Source organism: Flagellimonas marinaquae (assembly GCF_003992675.1).
GTDB lineage: Bacteria > Bacteroidota > Bacteroidia > Flavobacteriales > Flavobacteriaceae > Flagellimonas > Flagellimonas marinaquae.
The window spans coordinates 251,928-277,536 of the sequence record NZ_RZMZ01000007.1; the positions used below are offsets into that span (position 1 = coordinate 251,928).

Consider the following 25,609-nt stretch of genomic DNA (forward strand, 5'->3'; position numbering starts at 1 on the left):
GTCATATCTTAACTGAAAATTTTGCATATGACCTACACTGTACTCACCTTGTCCCTTATCGCAATTGTTCTTTTTTATTGGCTTTACAATTTGATGAGCAATTGTTTTTCGCGCGCTTTTTGCATAGTGCGAAATAGAAAAAGTGGTTCGGTTACCAAAGAGGCATCAATCATAGCCGTAAACACCATTAGAGGAGGTAAAAAGCCATTGCTTGAACTACTGTTGTTGTTCGAAAATTTTTCTGGTCACCACATCCATCGAAAAATCCGCGTATGGGACACCAAGCCCCATTTGAGACGATTTGAAATGGACAAAACCATCGAAATTGGGCTTAACATCGCCCGAAAACCTAAAAACCCCATATTCCTATCCCAAAAGCCTTGTCGGTTTTCCTTTGTCATGGTCATTATCTGCAGTTTAAAAATTATCGTTTATGTGATAGGCAGTTATATTTTGATGGGCGAGGCCTTGGAACGTATATTCTCCGCCCCAAATACGTACGAGCAAGTCTTTGCAACTTCGTACACTTGGCAAATTGGACTGACACTGATCGGTGTGAGTGTCCTCCTCTATCTGTTATTGCAAAAAATTGGGGTTTTGGTCGACAAAAAATCCTTGGAACACAACTGGAACTTATTATTTTACGGCATAGGGACCACAGCAACCGTGTCGGACAGAAAAAATACCGGTACCCTAGTACGGGCAGAACCTGTTTTCGATTTTTCATATTTGTTTAGGTCCCAAAATGGGGAGAAAATCAAAGGAACAGACAAAAAAATAGCGGAGAACAACCAATCTGCCCAAGAAATAGATCAGGTGGAGGTAATGTACCTTCCGGGGAGCCCCTATGTTTCACGAATCACGGAAAATTTGGAAAACCAAGATTTTTCCCGGTTTTTGCATACTATCTTTATGGTTGCTGTTTTTATTTTTTCCCTCGTTTTTTTGATTTCTTTTTACCAAACTGTGTTTCATTCTACCATCAATGGCTGAAAAAGATGGAATAAATTCTATTTTTGATCATGCAACAACTTAACGTGTGTGAACTTTTTGCTGGGGTGGGCGGTTTTCGCCTTGGTCTGGAACGCACCAAACGCTTCAAGGTGGTCTGGAGCAACCAATGGGAGCCTTCCACCAAAACGCAGCATGCCTCCTTGGTTTACGAAGCACGGTTTGGCAATAAAAATCATTGCAACGCCAATATTGAGACCGTAAAAACCGAAGAAATTCCAGACCACGACATGTTGGTGGGCGGTTTTCCCTGTCAAGACTATTCGGTGGCCACTTCCTTGAAAAACTCCAAAGGGCTCATCGGTAAAAAGGGTGTTCTGTGGTGGTCCATTCACCGTATTCTTTCCGAAAAGAAAAACAAACCGAGTTATCTGTTTTTGGAAAATGTGGACCGTCTTCTTAAATCGCCTTCTAGCCAACGAGGCAGGGATTTCGCGGTGATGTTGCGTAGCCTTTCGGATTTGGGATACGCCGTGGAATGGCGCGTAATCAATGCGGCAGAGTATGGAATGCCTCAGCGCCGAAGGCGCGTTTTTTTTATGGCATATTTTAAGGGTACCGAAATCTTTAAAAAACTGAAAAATTCGCATCCTTCCGATTGGATGCTCCACGATGGTGTTTTATCGGAGGCCTTTCCTGTTGCTACAAGCCATCAAAAACCTGTTGGGTTCGATTTGGACGAGAATTTGGTGGAACTGTCCTCAAATTTCAACAGTGAAGGAGGTTTATCTCCCTTTTTGAACACTGGTATCTGCGTGGATGGAAAGGTGTCTACCTTAACTTCTTCTCCTTCATACGATGGAAAAAGAACAGTGCTCTCCGATATTTTGGAGCAAGATACCATCCCTTCCGAATATTATATTGACGAAGCCGACCTTCCCAAGTGGGACTATTTAAAAGGCTCCAAAAAAGAAATACGCAAGACCAAAGCTGGTTTTGAATACCATTACAGCGAGGGAAGCATGGTCTTCCCAGACGCTCTTGATCAACCTTCCAGAACTATAGTAACCGGCGAAGGCGGTAAATCCCCTTCCCGGTTTAAGCACGTGGTCCAAACCTCCAAGGGACTACGAAGACTCTTACCTGTTGAATTGGAACGGTTGAACATGTTTCCGGACCATCATACCCAATTGGAGGGCATTTCTGATGCCAAACGGGCCTTTTTTATGGGCAATGCATTGGTGGTGGGCATTGTGGAAAAGATAGGTGCTTCCCTGTTCCGGAAAATTGACCAACTTGAAAAGCAACTTCAAAGCTGACCTATCCAAAGAACAACGATTAACCCCATTACTGGATACCTATTATCAAAAACACCTCAAAAATTATGAATTTGAGCGTGTTTCAAATCTTAAAAAACAACGGCAAGGAATCGATTTGATCCTTAAGGACAACCAATCGGGGAACACCTATTTTGTGGACGAAAAAGCCCAGTTGGACTATATTAACGAAAGTTTGCCCACTTTTGCCTTTGAGCTATTTTACACGAAAAACGGGATGCAAAAACAGGGTTGGCTGTTCGATGTTTCCAAAAAGACCCATTTTTATGCCTTGGTGACCAACATTTATTCAGACGAAGCGGATGTATTCACCAGTTGTAACATCACTTTTGTAAATCGGGAAAAACTAATTTTGCGTTTACATGAACTGGGTCTAAACCAATCTTTCTTAGAGGAATTGGCCCTTGATCACAAAGAGGTGCATGGAAAGTTGGTGCTGGAGGGTCTTGATCCCAAGAAAGAAGGCTATCTATATTTTTCCAGTACAAACAAAGTGGAAAAGCCAGTGAATCTTATTCTAAGACTAGAATTTTTGAATCGAATTGGAGTGGCGAAGAGGTTAATTTGAATTCATAATAGCTATCTTTCCCTATATGAACACCTTACGTTTAATTAGCTATTTAGCGCTGCTTACAATTCTATTTTTATTCGGTTGTAAATCTTTAGATTCCAGTGGTACCGACTATAGGTTGGTTTTAGATGACGATGGGATTTGGGTGGAACAATTTGATAGGGCCAATGTAGATGACAGCAGATACAATCACAATAACACCATCTACCAGGAGAAAACCTCTTTTATTTACTCTTTTAAGCATTTCACAAAAGATAATCAAAGACTTTCTTTTAAATATGTTGATAGCATATCGGATTGGAAATTTGAACCTTACTCCAAAGACAAAGAAGGGCTATTTGAAAAAGTAAGCATAACCGTATTGGAGGGTTTGGGATATAACACAAGATTTAATCCTGATTACAACCAAACCGTTTTGTCTTACTCATATCTCACCCATAATGACTTCGCTCCATTTGGAAGTACATCGGGCGTAATTGAAAATGAGAAAAATGTTTGGATGCACCCGCCCCGGGATAAATACTTCAAAATCTTGGAAATAAACCCGTTTCCTTATATAAAAGCTCCTTATAAGATTGGAAACCATTGGACTTGGAAACTTACAATAGGAGATCCTTGGTCTGACCCACGATGGTTAGCGTGGAATGGTCTTGTAAATAATACGTATACCTATGAAATAGTGAAAATATCAACCCTAAAAACTAGCATAGGAAAATTAAGGTGTTACATAATCAAATCAGAAGCAACCAGTAGACTAGGAAAAACGGAACTCCTATCTTATTTCAATAGAAAATATGGTTTTGTACGCTTGGATTACGTCAACATTGATGGAAGTAGAACTGTTTTAGAATTGGAAGATGTCATACGTCTTGATGGCGGTTCAAAATAAATCTTATTCTTTCTGAGGTAGTCAAAATCCATTGTAATTGAATCATAGATGCCGTATCAGGTACGGCATGACATCCTTAAATTACTTCTTCAACATTCTTCGATGCGGAATGCCATCTTCCAAATATTCTTCGCCAAAGGCAGAAAAACCTAGGTCTGTGTAAAACTTTAATAAATAGGATTGTGCTGAAATCTCGATGGGTTTGTCGGGAAACCTTTGGTCAATAGCCGCCAAAGAGGCCAACATAATTTGTTTGCCCAAACCGTATTGTCGTTGTTCTTGGCTAACCACTACCCTGCCAATACTCACGTTGTCAAAATAATCGCCTGGTTTAAAAACCCTAGTGTAGGCAACAACTTGGCCATCTTTCATCCCCATGATGTGAAGTGCTTTTTGGTCTTTATTGTCCACATCTTGGTACACACAGTCCTGCTCCACCACAAAGACCTCACTGCGGAGGCGTAGAATTTGATAGAGCTGATGAATGTTCAATTCATCGAATGTTTTTATGAATACTTGCATCAATCTTGGACTATTACACTTTTAGAATCACATTTATCGAACTCTGGCTGTATGTTCACATGGTTGATACCGTGCTTGTGATATACATGTTCTTCTATTTTTTCCAGAATGGCATCAAACTCCGATAGCCTTATATCTTCTTTAAAATCAATATGGGCTTCCATGTGCACTTCTTCCTCGTTGAGCTGCCAAATATGGACATGGTGCACATTCTTTACTGGTTCTATGGTACAAATGGACTCCACTATATCTTGAATAACCACTGATTTAGGCGTAAAGAGCATCAACACTTTGGTGGATTCCTTCAATAAATCATAGCCCATGTAAATCAAATAGGCCCCTATAATCATGGTAAGGATGGCATCCACCCAATACACTTGGAAATATTTCATCAGTATACCTCCAATCAAAACGGCAACGGATGCCATCATATCCGTCAATAGATGTAAATAAGCGGATTTCATGTTCATATTGTGGTTGGAATCCTTTTTCAACAACAATACACTAAAACCATTTCCAACTATGGCAATCAATGCCAACCAAATAACCAAATTGGATTCAATCTCTTGTGGTTGCATCAAACGTTCAACGGCTTCTTTCATCAAAATGATGGCTACGACCACCAAGGTCGCGGCATTAATGAAAGCGGCCAAAATTTCAGCTCGCTTATAACCAAAGGTTTTTAGGCTGGATGCTTGACGCTGCCCTAATCTACGGGCACCATAACTGATGACCAGACTTAGAACATCACTAAAATTATGGAGCGCATCGGACAATAATGCCAGACTCCCCGAAAGTAATCCGCCGACAATTTGTGCCAAGGTAATGGCAATGTTCAAAAAAATGGAAATAAGCAGGTTTCTACCCCTTAGATCAGGGTGAGCATGCGAATGAGCGTGTCCATGATGGTGATGGTGACCCATAAAGTTTATCTACATGGAATTTTTTCGATTCTTCGTTCGTGCCTGCCTCCCTGGAATTCGGTGTTCAAAAATGTTTCTACCATATCCAATGCCTGTGGAAGTGCGATAAACCGAGCTGGAAGACTTAGTATGTTGGCATCGTTATGTTCTCGGGCCAGTTCCGTAATTTCCTTGTTCCAGCATAAGGCTCCTCTAACGCCTTGGTGTTTGTTAATGGTCATAGTGGCCCCATTACCACTACCACAGATGACAATTCCAAAGTCCACATTGCCCTCTTCTACATCCTGGGCAACAGGATGCACAAAATCTGGATAATCCACACTATCGGTGCCGTCGGTACCATAGTTGACAACTTCAATTCCCTTGGATTTTAGGAGACCTATGATCGCTAGCTTATAATCGGTACCAGCGTGGTCGTTTCCAATAGCTATTTTCATGGTGTTCAATTAAAAATGGGTACCCTACAAAGGTACAATTTCTTTTCCTGTTTGGTTGTTTATAAGTTCATCCGGATTTTTGCATTCCGCTAAAAAACAATCTCTTAAAAAAAACAAGGTTTTGTTAATTAGTTGCAGAAAACTAATGGTAAGGAAATTTTGCAGTTTCGAAAAAATAAGCCAGTAAGAATTATAAATTAATGTTCGGGTAATATTCCATTAAAAATTAATCAACCTAAATGAACCTTTTTTGGTGGGTAATTAACATTAAAAACACATTAACTTTTCAATAAATTCATGTTGATAACGGTTATTAAAAATGGTGTACAAAAAATCTAATCCCTTGATTCTTAATTTTCTTGTGTTCTGATAAATTGTGAACAAAAACTTTAGATCGTTCAAAGCAACTTTTTAGTCGAATTTTTATTCCACATATCAACGATCCATCATCATCATTATTTTTATAAATTTTAAAAAAGAAGAAAAGTGATGTTATTTAATATTGTTGATAAAGTTCACTTTGTTTTGGATTACTCTTCCTTTATTTGTTGCTCAAGAATTATAATTCGTATTTTTCAAAAAAATAAGGACGTTAATGTCAAAGAAAAAGAAGAGGGCAAGCAGTCAGCGAAAGAATGAGATAACCAAGGGCATTTTCACCGTATTGGAAAAAGAACCTTCCAAGACCTTCAATTACAAGCAGATAGCTTCTAAATTAGGGATCACAGATACCCAGGATAGAAACCTTTTGATCCAACGATTGGGACAATTAAGGGCCAGTGATCGTATTGTGGAACCCGAAAAGGGCAAATACCAAAAGAAACCATCGTTACACACCTATTTTACTGGTAGGGTAGACCTTACTACTAGTGGTAATGCCTATATCGTGGTGGATGAATTGGAAGATGACATTTTTGTCTCCAACAATAATTTGAACAGAGCGTTCCATGGCGATACGGTAGAAGTATTCATAAAACCAAGGCGCAAGAGCAAGAAAATGGAGGGTGAAATCTCCAAGGTAATCGAAAGAAAGAAAACCTCCTACGTGGGTATTGTGGACAAGCAAAAACGTTTTGCTTTTGTTCGCCCCACCGATTCCAGAATGTATACCGATATTTTTATTCCACCAGAAAAACTGAAAAAGGCAAACGATGGGGACAAAGTATTGGTGAATTTAGGCGATTGGCCAGATGATGCCGATTCCCCTTATGGTGAAATTGTGGAGGTTTTGGGTAGACCCGGCGAACATAATACGGAAATCCATTCCATTTTGGCAGAGTATGGTTTACCCCATGAGTTCCCTTATGAGGTGGAACAGTATGCCAAAACATTGGATACGAGTATAAAAGAATCTGAAATAGCCAAGCGAAGGGATATGCGTGATGTGCTGACCTTTACCATAGACCCCAAGGATGCCAAGGATTTTGACGATGCGCTTTCTTTTCAAAAATTGGATAATGGCAATTATGAAATAGGCATCCACATTGCGGATGTTTCCCATTATGTGCAGCCCGATACCATTTTGGAAGAAGAAGCTTATGATAGAGCTACTTCGGTATATCTGGTGGACCGGGTGGTTCCCATGCTCCCCGAAGTGTTGTCCAACCAAGCCTGTTCGTTGCGGCCCAATGAGGAAAAATACACCTTCTCAGCTGTTTTTGAAATGAACGATAAGGCCCAGTTGATCAATCAATGGTTCGGTAGAACGGCCATCAATTCCAATGAGCGTTTTGCTTATGAGGAAGCCCAGCATATTATTGAAACAAAACAAAACAGTATCCCGAAGGAGATTTCCATTCGTGAAAATGCTTATGTTGTTTCTGATGACATTGTAGAAGCTGTTCTCACATTTGACCGGTTGGCAAAAATCATGCGAAAGGCTCGTATGGACGCAGGTGCCATCTCCTTTGATAAAATTGAGGTGAAGTTCAACCTTTCGGAAGACAATGAACCTGTGGGCGTATTTTTCAAAGAATCCAAGGATGCCAATAAATTAATAGAGGAATTTATGCTCTTGGCCAATAGAAAGGTGGCCGAGTTTATCGGCAAGCAAAAGAAGACCTTTGTGTACCGGGTGCACGATAAGCCCGATGATGACAAATTAATGGCCCTGAACGGTGTTATTTCAAGGTTTGGACATAGTATCAACCTAAAGGATAGAAAGACCATTAATCAATCCCTAAATAAGCTATTGGAGGAAGTTAAGGGCAAAAAAGAACAGAATTTGGTGGACACTTTGGCCATACGAAGTATGAGCAAGGCTATTTACACCACGGAAAATATTGGGCATTACGGTCTTGGTTTTGAATATTACACGCATTTTACCTCACCCATTAGGCGGTACCCGGACGTAATGGTGCACCGATTGCTGCAGCATTATCTGGATAAGGAAAAGACACCAAAGGCTACCTTTTACGAAGAAAAATGCAAGCATTCGTCCGATATGGAGCTCTTGGCTTCCAATGCAGAAAGGGATTCCATCAAGTACATGCAGATTAAGTTTATGGAAGACCACAAGGATCAAGAATTCTTGGGGGTAATCTCTGGCGTTACCGAGTGGGGCATTTATGTGGAAATTGTGGAGAACAAATGTGAGGGCATGGTGCGGATCAGGGATATCAAAGATGATTATTATGTTTTTGATGACCGTCAATATGCCATTATTGGGGAACGAACCAAACGAATGTATCAGTTGGGAGATGAAGTGTACGTGATGGTGAAGAGTACCGATTTGATCAAAAGACATTTGGACTTTTCGTTGATCGGTAAAAAGAAATAATACTATTTTGGAACAAAGTTTGTTATCCTATTGAGAACCAAATTTTTATAACATGAGAATATGTACGATTGTTATGTTGTTCCTTTCACTTCAATACAGTGAGGCCCAGGATGCTACCATTACCCAAAGCCTAGAAAAGTTTACCGAAGTCAAGGGATTTGATGGAATTTCCATTAATTTGATCAAGTCCAACGAAAATAAAGCGGTGATTACCGGTGCCAACACTACTAACGTGGCCATTGTCAATAATGATGGTGTTTTGAAAATCCGTATGGAAATCGTCAAAATATTCAGTGGATATAGAACCTATGTAGATTTGTACCATTCGGAAGAACTTGTGGTGATCGATGTGAATGAAGATGCCAGAATAGCATCGGACCACACCTATGTGCAAGATGTTTTAGAGCTTAAGGCACAGGAGGGTGGCGAATTGGAAATCAATTGTGAGGTAGACCAATTATTGATCAAGTCCATATCTGGAGGTAAAATATTCACCGCAGGATTTTCCAATACGCAAGATGTAATCATCAATACGGGAGGAACTTACAATGGACGAACATTTAAAACCAAATTTACCACGATAAGCGTGAACGCCGGGGGAAACGCTGAGATTCATGCCACAGATTATGTAAAGGCCAATGTAAAAGCGGGAGGCGAAGTGCTGGTGTATGGAGATCCAAAGACCATGGATAAGCGAACCCTCTTTGGCGGAAAAATAAAAAGAGTAGATTAAAAAATGATTGACGACATCCAAGCTGCAATCCCTTTAGGGCTTCTGTTGAGCTTTATGATCGGCCCTGTTTTCTTTGTTTTATTGGAAACCAGTGCCACAAAGGGCTTTAGGGCTGGGGTAAGTTTGGATTTAGGGGTAATCTTGGCGGACATCGTTTTTTTATTGATAGCCTATTTTAGTAGTTTTCAATTACTGGAGAATTTGAGCAACGAGCCTGGGCTGTTTGTGTTTGGTGGGATGATTTTGTTGGTATATGGTATTTTTCTATTTGTGAAAAAACCCAAAAAGAAGACGAATGTCAAAGCCTCCAAAGGGAACTATCTAGGTCTGTTCGTAAAAGGTTTTCTCTTGAACTTTATCAATATTGGGGTATTGGCCTTTTGGTTAGGACTGATTATAGTGGTGGGACCCAGTCTGGAAAACAGTCCCAAAAGAATGATGGTCTTTTTTGGAACGGTACTGATGGTATATTTCGGAATAGATTTACTTAAAATACTTTTGGCCAAGCAGTTAAAACGCTATCTGACCCAAGAACGTATCGTGCTGATAAAAAAGGGATTGGGTATAGTACTCATCATTTGTGGAATCGTGTTGATCACCAAAGGATTTTTGCCCAAGGATAGATTTGATATACAGGAAGAAATCGAAAGAATCGAGAACCTGTAAACAAAAAAACCCAGCACTATGTACTGGGTTTTGAGGCATCGAGCGGATTCGAACCGCTGTACAAGCTTTTGCAGAGCTCTGCCTAGCCACTCGGCCACGATGCCAATTGGACCGCAAAGCTAAAAATATTTTACGAATTTTTGTCCAGTATTCCTCTAAATAAACTTATCGGCTGGAACTTAGTTTCACCGAAACACTTTCTACATCCCCACCAATGGGCGGATTTATCTTGGCCACTTCCACTTCCACTTCTGTTACTTCCTTGATTTCATTGAAAATGCGATCAATGATACGTTTGGCCACATGTTCCAACAGGTTGGAACGCACGGTCATTTCTTCTTTTATGATGTTGTTCAAGTGTACATAATCCACAGTTTCACTAAGCTGGTCGGAAACAGCTGGTTGGGAAAGGTCGGCAGAAATTTCCAGGTCTACCCTATAATCGCTCCCAATGAGCATTTCTTCCTTCAAGCATCCGTGATTGGAATGTATTCGAACGTTCTTTAAATTGATTTTTCCCAAAGCCTTTAATTAAGAAAGGGCAAAAGTAAGGGAAATGAGTAGAATTTAATACATACATCTACAGTTACTTATTCCTTGGAACAAGTCCATTCCTACCGTTAATACGTGAGTTCCCGTGCTGTAACCTAAAATTTCGTTGGTTATGACCTGATAGGAATAACCAAAATAGAAGTTACTCTTTTTAAATCCTGCGATGGGTGCAATATAAAGCGGCTTGCCCAACTGATCGTTCAAAAAACGGTAGGTAACCCCTAAATAATAATAGTCCTCAAAATCTCGGAAACGGAACTTGGTGTTCAAATCGGTAACGGAACGGCCATCGCTCTCGAACCACTGAAAGAATACGGAGGGTTCTATCTCCAATTTACTGTTTTTGCTTTTGGAAAAACTATAACCCGAATACACATAATAGTTTCTCAGCTTGTTTGGCTCAATGGTAATAACGTCTGTATTAAAATTGGTCAGGTCTTTGTTCAAAACATTACCTGCGTTGAGGCTAAAAAAGAATTTATCGTAGCGGTACAATACACCGAGATCAAAATTATGGTTGGTGGTGGCTTTGTCGTCGGCGGGTAGCTGTCCATTACGCTCCTCAAACTGCTCAACATCGATTCGAAATTGGTTGAAGTTATAGGAAATACCAAAGGAAAGGAAGATATCGTCATATCTATCCAAGGTCAAATGGTGGGCAAAGGAGACTCGGGCCCCGCGCTGCCGGGTAAAACCATTACTATCGTTGTACAATAACATGCCTACTCCCGACCTGTTCCCTATCCGTGCATCCGCGGCCAAGGTTTGGGTATCCGGTGCATCTTCAATACCCACCCATTGGGTAAGTCCATTGAGCCTTACCTTGATGTGATCACCTATTCCTGCATAGGTTGGGGACATCAGAAAGGGGTTGTCCGCAATATACTGGGATAGTTGGGGTACGGTCAACTCTTGTGCTTTGGCAAAGCTTGCCAAAAGGACAAATAAGATGGTTACGTATACTTTTCTTAACATGGGGTTAAAGTAGGTTAAGCGTTATTATCGGTATAGGGTAAAATGCCCTACAAATTCTCTGTTATCCTGTTCACCTTGTAATTGAACAACGTACCAGTAGTCACCTGTTGGTAGTGGTTTTCCATCATAATTTCCATCCCATCCCTTAACATTTCGGGCCATTACTTCTACTACTCTACCATAACGATCATAAATCTTGATTAGTACGTCGGGGAAGCCTTCAATGTTGTCTGGAAGCCATAAATCGTTGCGACCGTCACCATCTGGAGTGAAGAAATTAGGGAATTCAACATCTATGAACTCCATAAAGATTTCTGCGGTGGTCTCACAACCATTTTCATCTACGACAGTTACGGTATAGGTATCTGTCCTATTGATAAAATAGGTGTTATCAGTTCCATTATCCACTCCATTGAAATAGAACGTATAATCCTCCACACCTCCTTCGGCTACGGCCGTAATCTGGTTGATGGTATTGTTTTCCAACGTCAATGTCAAAGGTTCAAAGGAATCGATGGTAAAGTCGTAGGTCGTCATACATCCATTTGCGTGTGCAATGGTAATGTAATGGTCACCAGGTGCCATGTTGGTAAAGTTGGCCTCCAGTTGCATATCTGCAGGATCGGTGGAATCCAACGCGTACATCAAGTCGTTGGCAATGGATTCATCCTCCATCACAATGTCCAAATAATTATCTGGAATGTTTCCAGTACATTCATATACTGGCGTTACGGTAGCAGCAAGGTTTACCCCTGGGTTTATTTCCACGATTACGTTGGTTTCACAACCTTGGGCATCCCTTACAAAGACTACATGTGTTCCGGCTGGTACGTTTTGGAACAAGAACTGATCTTGTACAAAGTTGGAATCGGCACTGGAATTCAAACTTGTTTCGTAAGGTGCAGTACCTCCGGAGATTTGTAGTTCGAAGGAACCGTCACCACTTTCAAAACACACCTCATCCATTATGTTGATAGCTTCTGCTACGACGGGATCTGGTTGTGTAATTTCAAACTGGAACGTGATGAAGCATCCGTTCACATCTTGAGCAATTACGTCATATATGCCGGGCTCTAGATCAGTAAATGTGTTCGTCGTATCAAACTGATCTAGATTAGGTGAAATAGCGTAAAGGATTTCACCTGTACCGCCCGACACTTCAACAGTAATAGTTCCGTCGTTCTCACCTGAACAAGTAATATGTGTAAATTCTTCTCTTTCTACCACCAATGGTTCTGGGTCAACAATGGTAATTACTGGAGAAACCTCAACACAATCGTCGCTGGTTACCCTTACGTAGTAATCGCCTGCCATAAGCCCATTAAACGTGCCATTGGGTCGTGGACCATTGACCAAATTGGTCAAAGCAGCATCGCTAAACAATTCGTAGCTGTAGTTGCCAAGTCCACCCGTAGCCTGAGCCTTGATAGTCGCAGATGCCTCTCCCATACAATTGATCATCGCAGCGGAGTCATCAATATTCAAAGTAAGAGGTGGAACCGCATCAACGGTAACCTGGTTCGAGATTAATGCATCACAACCATTGGCATCCCTTACATAATATTGATAAGCACCTGGGCCCACATTGAACGTATGGGTATCGCCACCACTCATTGCCGTAAAGTTGATACCATCGGTACTATAGAAATAAGGAGCAGTTCCTCCTACGGTACTCAACATGATTTCAGCATCGTTGTTACAGGTCATGGCGCTTACTTCAATAAGGCTGGCCATCACTTCTGTAGGTTCTGTTACGGTAACTTGAGGCGTTTCCATACCGCAGTTCCATCCATCGGAAACGGTAATGCTATAAATACCAGCACCTAATCCATTAAAGGTATTATTGCTCTGCTCACCTGTGGTGAATACAATATTGGTACCCGATGCGTCATAATAGTTTAGTTGATATACATAGGAACCACTTCCTCCGGCAACATTATCTGCCCATACGGATGCGCTTTCTTCTCCATAACACAATAAATCGATAGGAGCAGCATCAATGTCCGCAGTAATTGGAGTAGGTTCTATTAAGGTGATTGTCCTATCTTCAGTACAACCTCCGTTATCCGTAACGCTTACCGTATAATCTCCCGCAGATAAACCTGTGAACACATAGCTAGGTACATTGTTCATGGTATACACTTGGGATGTGGTAGTATTGGTCATAACAATATCATAAGGTGCATAACCTCCTGTTGGGGCTATCAAAATTTCACCTTGGTCATTGGTACAGGTTACATTCGCTACTTCCTGAGGGGTGTAATCCAACGCAGAACTTGGGGAGACAATGGTTACCGTGCCCGATACTGTTGGACAGAAAGGGGCATTGGTTCCAACGATTTCCACATAGTAGTTTCCTCCGACCAAAGCAGCGATAGGATCTGGAATTTGGAACGGATTGGTACTTGTATTGCCACTTCCGGTAACTCCTGTTGTTGTTCCATTTGCATTGAATACTTCGTAATCATAAGGACCAACATATCCAGTTACATCAATTTCAATGGTTCCAGCATCACCAAAACATATGGCTGGTGCAGTTGCGGTGGCCACCACGTCAATGGTGTCATAAGGCGCAATGGTATGTGTTGTTTCCACATAACATCCTGTGGTATCATTGGTAGCCCTAAAAGTATAGCTTCCGGGTTGGGTCAAATCAAAAGTGGCCGTTGTAGCTGTTGAACCCGTCATAGATCCATAGGGATTTCCTGTCGGCAACAATGCAAAGGTATAGGTATCCCCACCCATGCTTTCCGTAACGGTCAATGTTACCGTTTCCGGGTTTGCACAGGTAATGGCCACATCCTGATTGGCACTTAGGGTAAAGGTGTTCAACGGTTGAACGGTAATGCTATCTGGATATTCACAACCATTGGCATCTCGTACCACATAGTTAATGGTTTGAGCAGATGCATTGTCCACAATATCAAAAGTGGCATTGGATGTAAAACTATTTCCATTGAAACTGTACACGTACGGAGCAGTTCCCCCTGTTGCCGTAACGGTGATAGTTGATTCATTTACAGAGTTACTTGGTGAACAAACAAATGGTGTAGCAGTTGCGGTTGCGTCCAGAATTGTAGGCTGACCAACAGTTACATCGAAGGTATCATCACATTCTCTAGATGAAATTACCCGTACACGATAATCATCAGCGGGAAGGTTATCAAAAACTGGACTTGATTGTGCAAATCGGTATGGATTCACTAAGTCGGAGATTTGATATAGCTCGTAGGTGTAGACAGGATCCACAACAGTTGAAGGATCTAGTACTACGGTCAAACTTCCATCGGAACCTCCAAAACAGTTGACATTATCTACCAAGACATTGTCAATGACCGGGTCAACTTTGTCATCAAGCTCTTGTGTCACTACATACGTACAAGGCGTAGCTGTATCATTATCCGTTACTGTGAAGGTGTAAATACCATGCTGTGTAAGTCCAGTGAAGACCCCTGTTGCGTTGGTGTCGGTGGTTATTCCATCAGGATAAACGACTTCAAATGTTAGGTTCGAAGACCCTCCTGATACATTCACCGTAATTTCACCTCCTGAGTTCAAGGTACAGTCAATAGGTTTGTCCACAGTGGTGGTTGCCGTCATGGCATCTGTAAGCACTACAGGTCCAACCGTTGTGGTACATGACCACTGATCGGCCACAAGTACCTCGTAGGAACCTGCGCCAAGCCCAGAAAATAAGGTACTGGTCTGTGGAGAACCTACATTAGTCCCGTTTCTGATCAATTGATAGGTGTAGTTGCTTCCTTGACCACCAGCTGTTCCAACCACTTGAATTTCCCCTTGTAGGTTGGTACAGTTTTCCACATTAACCTGCAAGGTTGCAGTAATAGGTGTTGGATCGGCGAGTACAACGGTATCTACCAATTGTTCACAACCACTGGAATCGATGACCCAAGCCTCATAACTGCCAGCACTCAGTCCGGTAAAGTTAGGGCTGGCCACATAATCACCAGGTCCTGTTGGAGAAGTGTTTCCTACATAATAGGAGTATCCACCCCATCCACCGGCAACATTGGTAATTTGAATGGCACCATCATTACCTAAACAAGTGATATCGGTTACCACGGTGGCTCCTGTAATGGCGGCAGCGGGGCCTGCAATCGTGAAGGATTCACTATACAAACATGCTGCTCCTGGAGGATTGGTATCGGTTACTTCAATGTAATACGTACCAGCTGCCAGTCCTGTGATGGTAAAGTTGCCATCGGCATCGGAACCTGTTGTCACAGTATCATCAGAAGTATCTGTAGGCGTGTTATTGGTATCGTAGTAAAGGGTATAGCTAGTTGCACTGGCATAGGAAACAGAGGAGCTGTCTACCAAATTCAATTCAACAGCACCATTGGTATCACCAAAGCAGGTGATATCTGTTGTATTTACGATATTTAAATCCAATACCTCTGGATCGGCCACTTCGTGCGAAACGGTGATGATACATCCAGTGATGGTATTTCTAACTTCAAAATTATGGGTGCCAACACTTAATCCAGTGAAACTTCCAGAAGCCTGGAAGGTACCTGAAGGCAACTCCCTGAACTCATAATTGGCCGGATGTGTATTGGAATTGGTGATGGAGCCGACTGCGGTAATCGTAATATCCTCACCTGTTACACAAGTGGCCACTGCATCTACGGTTACTGTTGCTGAGTCCAAACTATCGAATGGAGCAATTACAGCTGTTGTAGTTCCCAAACAACCATTGGAATCATACACATTGATGGTATAGTTTCCACCATTAATATCGGTTGAGGTATACACAGGATTGCTTCCGGATTGGACTACTACGGAACCTGCATCGTTGATAAATTCATAGCGCACATAGTTTCCACTACCCCCGGTTATGGAGGCTGTATCAACCGTAATGGTGGCATTGTTTGTATTATTTCCTGCGGTACACGCAAATTCGACTACGCTAGGAACTGGCACGGAAATGGGCGCAGGTTCGTCAATTACGATTCCTGTGATATCAAATGGACAGTTGTTTGACCCTACAGCACGAACGTCATAAGTTCCTGCCGGTAGGTTTTCAAAGGTGTTGCCATTCAATACGGCACCAACGGGCATTGGGGTAAGTGTGTAGGTCAACGGTAATATGCCATTGTCAGTAGCAGTCAAGGTTATGCTTCCATCATTTCCTCCAAAACAAGACACATCAACATGGGTCTCTGTATAATCAGGAATTGGGGCATCAGGCACATCTATTGTAATGGTCTGTGGACAGTTTGGCGGAGCTGTTCCCATATCGAACACAATAACATCATAACTTCCAGCAGCGGCAGCACCAGTCCACGTAAACTGATCGGAAGCATCCAAAGTAAGCACACTTCGTGCTACATCATTAGATCCTGGACCATCAATCATGTATTCATAGTTTCCAGAGCCTGAAATGACCTCTATCAATATTTCTGCATTGGCCGCAGCTCCCGGTTCACAGTCCAGGGCAACGGTTTGCGTAACCGTGAATTCTAGTGGTGGGGAAATATTGAAGGTGTCCGTGTCGGCACAACCGTTCAAATCTCTTACGGCAATGGTTTGGCCGCTGCCCGAGCTCAATCCAGAAACGATATATTGATTGCTTCCATCAAAAGTAAAGTTTTGGTAGGCCGATCCATTAACACTTATTTGGAACGGTGACATGGCCACCCCGGGGTTATCCAAGGTAATCAAGACTTGAAACATACCTTCTTCTACACATTCATCCACAGTTGACAAGGTGATTTCTGGTCTTGGGTCTTCATGAACCGTAATAGGTCTTTGGAAGATACATCCGTAAGCATCCATTACATAAACCATGTAATCCCCTCCTTCCACGTTGGCAGAGGTATTGTTGGTCCAACCTGCACTTGCGGCAGTAGGTGCGGGATCAGTATCCAACAAATATTGATACGTGTACGGTGCGGTACCAAACCTACCTGTTGCTGTAATTATACCGGCATTGGGGTTACAATTGTCGTTTTGGGGACTTGCCACATCCAAATCCAATGGATTGACAGATTCCCGGATGGTAAACTCACCTCCGTTCACAGAACATCCGTTGATGGGGCCACCTACTTCTGTCAGAAGCAAGTAATACTCTCCAGGAGGTAGCGTGGCAAAATTGTTAACGGTCACCGTGGTAGGTGTGTTTACTGTGGCTGTTCCACTATGCCCTGTAGAGACATTGGATTGTCTATTGAATATTTCGTAATCTACAGCGGTTGCCCCCACATCAAACCCAGTGAAGGTAAATGAGATATTTCCATCTGCAGACCCTGTACAGCTCACATTGTTCACAGCATCCAAGGTAGCCGTCATCACAGAAGGCGTATTGATGGGTGCTGCGGCTTCTTCAAAATAATAACAGTTGGTGGTAAGGTCGTATACCACGAAGGTGTACGTGATACCGGGAGTAAGCCCGGTAAAAGTTGCAGTATCTCCACCCACGGTATCGGGTGCTTGATATGTCGTTGAATAAGGGGCAGTATAGTTTTCCAAAACGGCAAACTCATAATTCCCACTTCCCACAGCGGAACCCACAGTAACTATAGCGGTACCTCCAGATACACAATCTGCGGTAGCGGTGCTCACATCAATATCCAAATCGTTTGGTGGGGAGGCAATAATTTCTGTGGTGAACGATGCACATCCATTGGCATCCACTACATCAATTTGATAGATACCAAATTCTAGTACGGTAAAGGTATGGTCCCTTGCACCAGAAGTGGTGGTATAGGTTTGAGGCGCGATACCATTATTGGCCGTAAGAATGTATGTATATTCTGCTGTTCCACCAGAAACACCGGAAACGGTTATAGAACCTGGATTGGTAACTCCCGAACCGGAATCACAGGTAATCGGCACATCAGATGTGGTGTATGTGATTGGATTGGGTTCTGAGATTACAACAGGAAATGGTGCTGAAACACAACCTTTGTCATCAGTGATCGTAACTTCGTATGAACCAGCTGGCAACCCTGTTGTTTGGGTTCCATAAATGGTGCCGCTGATGGTTTCCACTACATTTATGGTGTAAGGAGGTACTCCAACGGTAGTATCTATGGTAATATCCAAACTACCTGTGCTCTCTCCGTTACATAAAATATCTGTGGGTGTAACGTTACTGATTACTGGAGGTACAGCAGGAGTAATTACAACGCTATTGGTAACTACACTACAAGCTGGGGTGGAAGTATCAGTTACTCTGAATACATAGGTACCATCCACATTAGTGTTGAATACATTTCCAGTAAATCCAGTTGAATTGTAATTGGTTCCTCCGTCATTGGACCATTCATATGTATATGATCCTGAACCTCCATTTGCATTGATGGTGATGGTAGCATCTGCCAAACAAGTCAAATCATTATTAAGGAAGGCAGAAGCCGTTAATGCTGGATTTATGGTCACCGTGTCCTGTAACGAGCAACCGTATTGATCTCGCACATCAACAGTATAGGTTCCAGCTACGAGATTATTAAATGTATAGGTGGTAGCCGTTGAAGGGGAAGGTGTAATCCACGCCCCACCGTTCAAGCTAAATTGATAATTGCCATTTCCATCGGTGACATCCACCTGAATACTACCGTCGTTGTTTCCGCTGTAGCATGCTGTTGGGGTTAAGTCAAAAGCAATAATTGCTGCAGGATTGACAGTTACCACCGCAGAGGTGTCCTCGCAGGAATTGGTATCTCTTGCTCTAACAATGTAGTTGCCGGCAGCCAAACCTGTGAATACATTGGAAGATTGATACGGAGTTATTATGGCGCCTAAGTCATCTTCCAATTGATATTGATATACTGGTGTTCCACCGATAGCGGTTGCCGTTATGGTTGCACCGCCATTTGTACAAGTGAGCTCGTTGGTAATGGATGCGCTAACATCTAACACATCTGGCTGTGTCAATGTTTGATTAAGCACCACTGAACAGGCAGGGTCTCTTAAGTCTACAATATCGATAGTATGTGCTCCTGCAGACAGACCAGTTACTGTGATAGGACTTGCAAATTGAGCGGCAGAAACAGCTCCACCATCCACTTGATAGGTAAAACCGATGGCTGGATCAAAGTTTTCAGCTTCAAAAGTGATGGTTCCATCGGCAGCTCCGTTACAAGTAAGGTCGGTATATGCTGTAATCGCACCGTCAAAGGCACGTCCGTCCTCCACATTTACATTGATGGTCAGTGATTCTGAACATACCTCAGGTGTTTGGAAGGCTTCAATGTCGTCAATGGCGATATCGTTTCCTCCTGTTACTGCTGAGTTGGTACGGATTACGATATCTAGATTGGTATTTCCTCCCGGGTTTAGGGTCACGGAATAATTTTGCCAATCGTTGGCCCCGTTGTTTTTGGGAACGTTTCCTGTGGTCGTACTTGCAATTACGGTTCCACCGCCATCTACCAATTGAATATCAATATCAGGGTCGGCACCTCCAGTTCCGTTTCTCAACAGGTTAAATGCCCAAAGCGAAATGGTAATGTCCCTGTTGGGCACTACTTCAATGCCTCTTTTGGCATAAATGATGCCATTGGGTCCTACAGCACCACCAACGTTCATGGCCAAGAAGCGACCATTAGGCAAACCTGAGTGGTCATTTGGACTCAACCAAGAGCCATAAGGGTTCACGATGTTTTGCGTCACAGAGTATTCCCCATCTTGGATCCTATTGTTAATGGCCCATCCACAGGAATTTACAGTGCCGTTTTGAGGCTCGTAACAGTACGCCGGGTCCACTTCGGGAATACTGGTGTTGGGTCCCGTTCCAAAGTTTTCGGTAAGCAGAATACTTGGTGAAGGGGGAATGTTACTGGTATAATTAACAGTTATGGTATGATTTCCAACAGGAACATTACTGAACACATTGGAAGTGTTGGGTGTATTTGGATTACCGTTGATTTCGTAGGTATAATCAAAATCCGTACTGCTCGTGGTGATGGTAATCGTTCCTTCTCCATCACACTCATAATCTATGGCTGGTGTTGCCGTAGGAGGCGTTGGTTCTGGGTCAATCGTCACCGTCATTGGATAGGTGCACAAATTGGCATCCCTAATGTAAAGGGTATGGGTTCCTGGCAATAGGTATCCAATGGAACTTGCACCATAATTGGAACCACCATCAAAGCTGTATTCGTAGGGTGCCGTACCTCCAATTGCGTTGGTAATCCGAACCTCTGCACCCATACCGGGGTAGCATTCGGCCAAAGCGGTCACTGCGGCGGACGCGGATAGCGTTAGAGGCTCTGTTATCGTATAGATTTCGGTTACCTCACAGTTGTTGGCATCCCTAACTCGGATATTGTAGCTTCCCGCGGGAAGGTTGACAAAGGTGTTCGAGGTTTGATAGGTAGATCCATTGTTGATACTGTAGGTATACGGTCCTTCTCCACCAGATGCTGCAATCGTGATTTGAGCTTGTGATTCACCACTACAAAGAATATCTGTGTTGGTGACATTAATGGTCAAAGGAGGATCTTGGGCAATGGTGATATCATAATTTGCCTCACAATAACCTGAAGCACCGCCATTATCGCGAACATACACATCGTAATCTCCAGCACTGGTAACGGTAACAGGATTTGTAGGTGAAAAATCTCCAGCGGTTGGAGTTACTCCGTCTGCAACAACGGCGTACACATAGTTTCCATCGCCACCGGCAGCGGTAATGGTTATGTCCGTATCTGCAGCACATGCGGAAATATTCGGAGCGGAAGCTACGACGCTGAGTTCGGGATCTATCGTAATGGTTGCCGAGTCGGTACAATCATTTCCGTCCCTTACATCGATGGTATAGGTTCCTGGGCCCAATCCTGTAAATACGTTACTGGTTCCAAAAGGACCTCCATTTAGGCTGTATTCATAATTTCCGTCCCCTCCAGAGGTTACATTGGCTGTAAGCGTGAGGCCCGTGGCATCATCATAACAAATATCATTGGGCACGATATCCAAAACAGGTGCTACGGCTTCGTTAATGACAAAGTCATCGGTGTACACACATCCGTTGGCATCGGTAATGGTAAAAGTGTAGGTGCCGCCAATGTTCAAACCAGCAAACAGGCCATTGGTCTGAGGCGCTGGGAGTGTATAGCCTGCTGGACCGGCAGTGATTTCATAGGTAAAGCTTCCCCATCCTCCAGTAGCGGCAATGGAAACAGAGCCATTGGCCAAACAGGTAGGCTGTGTAATGGTAACCGGTGCTGTAATGGCTGCTGTAGGAGCAGCTATGGTTACGTTGGCTGTGTCGGTACAGTTGGTAAAGTTATCGGTTACGGTAATGGTATAGGTTCCTTCGGCCAATCCGTTCAATGAAATGGTTCCGCTGGTCTCCCCTGCTCCAGAGAAGTTGGCAGGACCTGTTACCGTGTAATCATAATCCGTATTGAAGTTGTTAACAGTATATTGGATTTCACCATCGCTATCACCCAAACAGGTGATGTTGCTAATCAGCTGACCAGTAACGGAGATTTCCGTGACAGGGGCAATGGTGTGGCTTTCATCATAAGTACATCCTGCGTTGTCGGTTACACGGAAAAGGTAAGTTCCCGGGGTCAAACCTGTGAAGGTATTATTGTTGCCATTGTTTACAGCGCTTCCCACAGGAGAGATGATTTCGTATATCAAACTGGGTTCCCCTCCGGTTACGGTTAGGGTTACATCAGAAGTAAATGCAGGACAAAGCGGATTGGTAGCCGCAAAATCGATATCCGTTGGTGGATCTAGCGGGTCGATTGTGATAGGAGCGGTTGTGAAGACACATCCAACGGCATCACGAACGGTCACCGTATAGGTTCCATCGGTAAGGTTGTTGAACGTTGAAGCACTTCCAAAATTCACCCCATCAATGCTGTACTCATAAGGAGCGGTTCCTCCTGTTACATTTTGAACTTCGATGATACCTTCTTGTAAACAGGTATAATCTTGGGTCAACATAGCGTCAGCATCCAAAGCAAAGGATGGAGCGGAGATAGTGGAATACTCAAAATAATCACATGAGGCACTACCTTTACGTTGATTGATGACCACTACGTAGTCTCCATCGGTCAAACCAGGAAAGTTTCCCGATGAATTAGTGGCCAAGGCATTATTTAAATCATAATTGTCCTCATCAAAACCCGTTGCATCAAACAAATAGTAGGTAAGTTGATATCCATTACTGCTGATGAGGTTAAAAGTTATGGCGCCAGTAGCATCACCATAGCACAGTACATCGGTCACGGTGGTCGGGTCGAAATCTGCAGCAGGTCTAAATTCGATAGTAACCGTATTGGAAATATCGTAACAGTTGTTTCTGTCCACGACCACGAAAGTATATTCTCCGGGATCGTAGATATCAAATATTTGACTGGTTTGATAGGCAGAAGCAGGGACGTCGTTAACAGTAGGATATGAAATTTGGGTAACCCCGCTTTCATCTACAAAGGACCAAATGGCATAGGTGTGTGGTGTTCTTCCTCCTGACGACTCCATAAGAATATTACCTTCTCTACAAGTAATATGTTGAGAAATCCTGGCAGTAAGTTCTAGGTCTGTAAGATCTTGTATGGTTACTTGTTCGGTGTAATCACAACCATCGTCAGTGGTTACGGATACGTCGTAAATGCCATCGTTCAGGTTTACAAAAGTATAATTGTTGTCGTTCGTAGGGCCATGTGTATCGACTACGGTTCCTCCTTGGGATATTTCATAATAATACTGAGCTTCTACATTGAGCACAGAGATAGCTATCTCGCCCAGACCATTACAATCGGTGTCTTGGGGAACTACATCCACTTGGAAATCCCTATCGAGTATACCAATGTTATCCAACACAAAAACACAACCATCGGTTACGCCTTGTTGTCTCATTTCTACCATGTAGGCGCCGTTGTTGGTGATGTCAAAGCTTGGGCTGGACTGATAGGGCACAATAACGTTACCTGTGGCCTGGTTTACAAGTTGGAACTCATAAGTTAACGGCATATTGGTCACGGTAATATTACCGGGCGTGTCACAAATAATATCACTGGAAGTATACTGAGGGTCTAACGGGTTTTTGTAAATATTGAAGTAAAAGCGACTAAAACATCCATTTTGATAGTTGATGACCAATCGATATTGGCCTGTGTTTTCGGCCAAAAAGTCGTTTCCGGTGTCCACGGTGTTCCAGGTACAGCCAGTATTGGTGTTGGCACAACCATCTACGGAAGCACCACAGCTGGCCTCATCCAATTGCTCCCAAACAATGCTCGTGGCATCGGGAATATTGATTTGGATAAGTTCTGTGTCGTTTAGACCACAAAGGAAAATCTCGGGAAGTTCGCTACCGTCATTTGGGCATATTTCTATGTCACCATCAATGGTGTTTGAGGTGTCGTTGATCAAAGCAGTTATGGGGTTGGACTGCACAGAGCCAAACAGTTCCACCACAATAATTTCTTGAAAATCCTTACAGGGGTCTGCTACCTGCTTGTCTACCAAATATGTGCCGATTTCGCTTACCAAAAGGGTACTTGGGTCATTGTCCCCATCCCCATCAGTGATTACGGTGTCGGTGCCAACATCAATGGTATTGTTCCCATTTTCATCGCGGTACCAAACATAATTATCAAAATTGTCACCTGCATCCAGTAATACGTCATCACCACACAATTGTACGGTTCTGGTAAAGTTACACGCACTTAGGTCATCCAACAGAAAGTTGGTGGCACCCGGTGTACCAAAACCACAATCATCAAAATCATAAACGCTGGGGTCGTCCGTAATTTGGTTGGGATTTATAACTCCCTGATAGGTGGAATAGGCCAAGTTTTGGATGACATCCGTACAGGCATCAATAAAATCGAAACAGTTTTGGGCCACCTGTACCCGCATTCTGATCTGGGAGAAGGGGTCTCCGATTTCAATTAGGTTATCGGGAATGTTGAACATCACCTCTCTTGTAGCAGCGTCGTAGGTATAAGTAACCCCTGCTGGCATAGTGATGGAAGATTCATCCAGCGTAACGTTGACGGGCAATATGTCCCTTATGGTATAATTGGTGCCATCGTCGTTTCCTGTATTTTGGAAAGAAAGCACATAATCCAAGGTTTGGCCAAGGTTTACCCCGGCCCCAGTAATATCATTTCCTCCGATATCCTCTACGGTTTTTTCAAGGACAATGTTGGGTTCGATTACTTCGACACCAAAAGTTACCAAGAAAGCGCCAAAGCCATCTCCTTGCGTGTAAAGACGCAAGGTGGCATCGGTTTCTCCATTGTCAATAATACTGTTGGAGGGGTTACTGATTTCGAAAATATCCGCATCGTAACCAAGGGTGTTTGTCGCATATATGTTCCTGTTGGTAACATCTGCACCATCAATGGTAATGTTTGAATTAAAGAAGTTATTCGCAGGGTTGGAACCGTTGGATAGGTTGGTAAAACCGGGGTTCATTGGAGTTTGGATGCGGAAGGCATCACCAGTGATGCTTCTATCTCCCTCTACGACACTTGCCCCCAAACGGGCCCTTACCGGTCCGGATGGAATGGTATTGAATCCAGACACATTGATATCTGCACTTGATGTACCGGAAACACCCGCATAACCATCAAAAACGGAGATGTATTTACCGGTCAAGGTTGGGTTTTCATAGATAACAACCAATGTCCATCCACCAGCGCCGCCAACACTTCTACCTCTGGTCGCCCTAACATTGGCCACCGTGTATTCCCCAGCAGGATTGGCCAAGGCTTGAAGCTGGTTCGTAACGTTGGCAAAACAGGTATAGGGGGAATCCTTAAAGTTGACATCATCGTGGATTACGGCATCCTCCTCCCCTACGGGATCAGGATTGTTGTCGGCGACAATATCAATATAACTACCACCAGGAACCTTAAACTTTATTTCCCTAAAATCCAGTCTTCTCGAATCGTTTGAAGGAAGACTTGAAATTTGGCTATTGTTCAACACTTCTTGTTGGTAATTGGCCGACCAGTACAGTCCGGCCCAATAAATTCTGGAACAATCAGGCAACGTTAGAGTGGAGCTACTGGAACTAAAGGTTGATGGATCACCATCAATATCAATATAATCACGGTGAAAACCATTGTTGTTGTTATTGCCGTTATAGGGATCATTGGCCGTATTGCTACCATCCACTCTATTTAAAATAGAGTTGGCCAAAAAGGTATAATCACCCTTGATGTTTATATAGGAATTGTCCAGCCTTGGGGTAAAAGGCACCTCCACTTGAGCATTAAGTGTGGAGCCTAGAAGCCCTATGCCTAAAAGGCAAACAATGGATTTGAATAAGACTTTGGTCAT

Annotated in this window: 13 protein-coding genes and 1 tRNA gene; 7 read left to right on the forward strand and 7 right to left on the reverse strand. The window is 43.0% G+C overall.

The window, feature by feature from the left end; genetic code table 11:
• Positions 1 to 27 precede the first annotated feature (27 nt).
• From EO130_RS04635 to EO130_RS04650, 4 genes are read left to right on the forward strand one after another with little or no spacing between them, the layout of a single operon-like run.
• A complete protein-coding gene (locus EO130_RS04635; RefSeq protein WP_127140357.1) occupies positions 28 to 993 on the forward strand; it encodes a hypothetical protein in 966 nt (321 codons plus the stop codon).
• A 29-nt stretch (positions 994 to 1,022) separates the two neighbouring features.
• Positions 1,023 to 2,270 carry a DNA (cytosine-5-)-methyltransferase gene (gene dcm, locus EO130_RS04640; RefSeq protein WP_127140358.1) on the forward strand — a complete coding sequence of 416 codons (1,248 nt, stop codon included), beginning with the start codon at positions 1,023 to 1,025 and terminating at the stop codon, positions 2,268 to 2,270.
• The gene (locus tag EO130_RS04645) at positions 2,248 to 2,856 is read left to right on the forward strand and encodes a hypothetical protein (RefSeq protein ID WP_127140359.1); all 609 of its coding nucleotides are present in this window, start codon (positions 2,248 to 2,250) and stop codon (positions 2,854 to 2,856) included. The genes dcm and EO130_RS04645 overlap by 23 nt, the downstream gene beginning before the upstream one ends.
• Before the next feature lie 25 nt (positions 2,857 to 2,881).
• Positions 2,882 to 3,748, forward strand: a complete 867-nt coding sequence (locus tag EO130_RS04650) for a hypothetical protein (RefSeq protein WP_241244297.1) — start codon at positions 2,882 to 2,884, stop codon at positions 3,746 to 3,748.
• Positions 3,749 to 3,829: 81 nt separating this feature from the next.
• On the opposite strand, the gene EO130_RS04655 is transcribed toward EO130_RS04650, so the two are convergent.
• The 3 genes from EO130_RS04655 to rpiB are packed head-to-tail and all read right to left on the reverse strand — an operon-like array spanning position 3,830 to position 5,630.
• Positions 3,830 to 4,270, reverse strand: coding sequence for a GNAT family N-acetyltransferase (locus EO130_RS04655; protein WP_127140360.1), 441 nt, complete (start codon positions 4,268 to 4,270; stop codon positions 3,830 to 3,832).
• Positions 4,270 to 5,193: a cation diffusion facilitator family transporter gene (locus tag EO130_RS04660; protein WP_127140361.1), complete on the reverse strand. Its 924-nt coding sequence runs from the start codon at positions 5,191 to 5,193 to the stop codon at positions 4,270 to 4,272. The genes EO130_RS04655 and EO130_RS04660 overlap by 1 nt, the downstream gene beginning before the upstream one ends.
• A 5-nt stretch (positions 5,194 to 5,198) precedes the next feature.
• Positions 5,199 to 5,630: a ribose 5-phosphate isomerase B gene (gene rpiB, locus EO130_RS04665; protein WP_127140362.1), complete on the reverse strand. Its 432-nt coding sequence runs from the start codon at positions 5,628 to 5,630 to the stop codon at positions 5,199 to 5,201.
• 595 nt (positions 5,631 to 6,225) lie between these two features.
• On the opposite strand from rpiB, the gene rnr reads away from it, so the two are divergent.
• From rnr to EO130_RS04680, 3 genes are read left to right on the forward strand one after another with little or no spacing between them, the layout of a single operon-like run.
• Positions 6,226 to 8,409: a ribonuclease R gene (gene rnr, locus EO130_RS04670; protein ID WP_127140363.1), complete on the forward strand. Its 2,184-nt coding sequence runs from the start codon at positions 6,226 to 6,228 to the stop codon at positions 8,407 to 8,409.
• Positions 8,410 to 8,461: 52 nt separating this feature from the next.
• On the forward strand, positions 8,462 to 9,142 hold the full coding sequence (locus EO130_RS04675) for a head GIN domain-containing protein (RefSeq protein WP_127140364.1): 681 nt from the start codon (positions 8,462 to 8,464) through the stop codon (positions 9,140 to 9,142).
• A gap of 3 nt (positions 9,143 to 9,145) precedes the next feature.
• Positions 9,146 to 9,808, forward strand: coding sequence for a LysE family translocator (locus EO130_RS04680; protein ID WP_127140365.1), 663 nt, complete (start codon positions 9,146 to 9,148; stop codon positions 9,806 to 9,808).
• A 33-nt stretch (positions 9,809 to 9,841) separates the two neighbouring features.
• Here the strand turns inward: EO130_RS04680 and EO130_RS04685 are convergent.
• The 4 genes from EO130_RS04685 to EO130_RS04700 all read right to left on the reverse strand — a co-directional run bounded on the left by EO130_RS04685 (position 9,842) and on the right by EO130_RS04700 (position 25,609).
• Positions 9,842 to 9,912 (reverse strand) — tRNA-Cys (locus tag EO130_RS04685).
• Positions 9,913 to 9,973: 61 nt separating this feature from the next.
• On the reverse strand, positions 9,974 to 10,330 hold the full coding sequence (folB, locus tag EO130_RS04690) for a dihydroneopterin aldolase (protein ID WP_127140366.1): 357 nt from the start codon (positions 10,328 to 10,330) through the stop codon (positions 9,974 to 9,976).
• A gap of 45 nt (positions 10,331 to 10,375) precedes the next feature.
• Entirely contained in the window at positions 10,376 to 11,335 is a 960-nt protein-coding gene (locus tag EO130_RS04695) for a PorP/SprF family type IX secretion system membrane protein (protein WP_127140367.1), read from the reverse strand.
• Between the two features lie 24 nt (positions 11,336 to 11,359).
• Positions 11,360 to 25,609 (reverse strand): T9SS type B sorting domain-containing protein, encoded by a 14,250-nt coding sequence (locus tag EO130_RS04700; protein ID WP_127140368.1) that lies wholly within the window; start codon positions 25,607 to 25,609, stop codon positions 11,360 to 11,362.

Coding starts and splice junctions, on each gene's coding strand:
- EO130_RS04635 (WP_127140357.1), top strand. CDS start 28: ATGACCTACACTGTACTCACCTTGTCCCTTATCGCAATTGTTCTTTTT.
- dcm (WP_127140358.1), top strand. CDS start 1,023: ATGCAACAACTTAACGTGTGTGAACTTTTTGCTGGGGTGGGCGGTTTT.
- EO130_RS04650 (WP_241244297.1), top strand. CDS start 2,882: ATGAACACCTTACGTTTAATTAGCTATTTAGCGCTGCTTACAATTCTA.
- EO130_RS04655 (WP_127140360.1), bottom strand. CDS start 4,270: ATGCAAGTATTCATAAAAACATTCGATGAATTGAACATTCATCAGCTC.
- EO130_RS04660 (WP_127140361.1), bottom strand. CDS start 5,193: ATGGGTCACCATCACCATCATGGACACGCTCATTCGCATGCTCACCCT.
- rpiB (WP_127140362.1), bottom strand. CDS start 5,630: ATGAAAATAGCTATTGGAAACGACCACGCTGGTACCGATTATAAGCTA.
- rnr (WP_127140363.1), top strand. CDS start 6,226: ATGTCAAAGAAAAAGAAGAGGGCAAGCAGTCAGCGAAAGAATGAGATA.
- EO130_RS04675 (WP_127140364.1), top strand. CDS start 8,462: ATGAGAATATGTACGATTGTTATGTTGTTCCTTTCACTTCAATACAGT.
- EO130_RS04680 (WP_127140365.1), top strand. CDS start 9,146: ATGATTGACGACATCCAAGCTGCAATCCCTTTAGGGCTTCTGTTGAGC.
- EO130_RS04695 (WP_127140367.1), bottom strand. CDS start 11,335: ATGTTAAGAAAAGTATACGTAACCATCTTATTTGTCCTTTTGGCAAGC.
- EO130_RS04700 (WP_127140368.1), bottom strand. CDS start 25,609: ATGACCAAAGTCTTATTCAAATCCATTGTTTGCCTTTTAGGCATAGGG.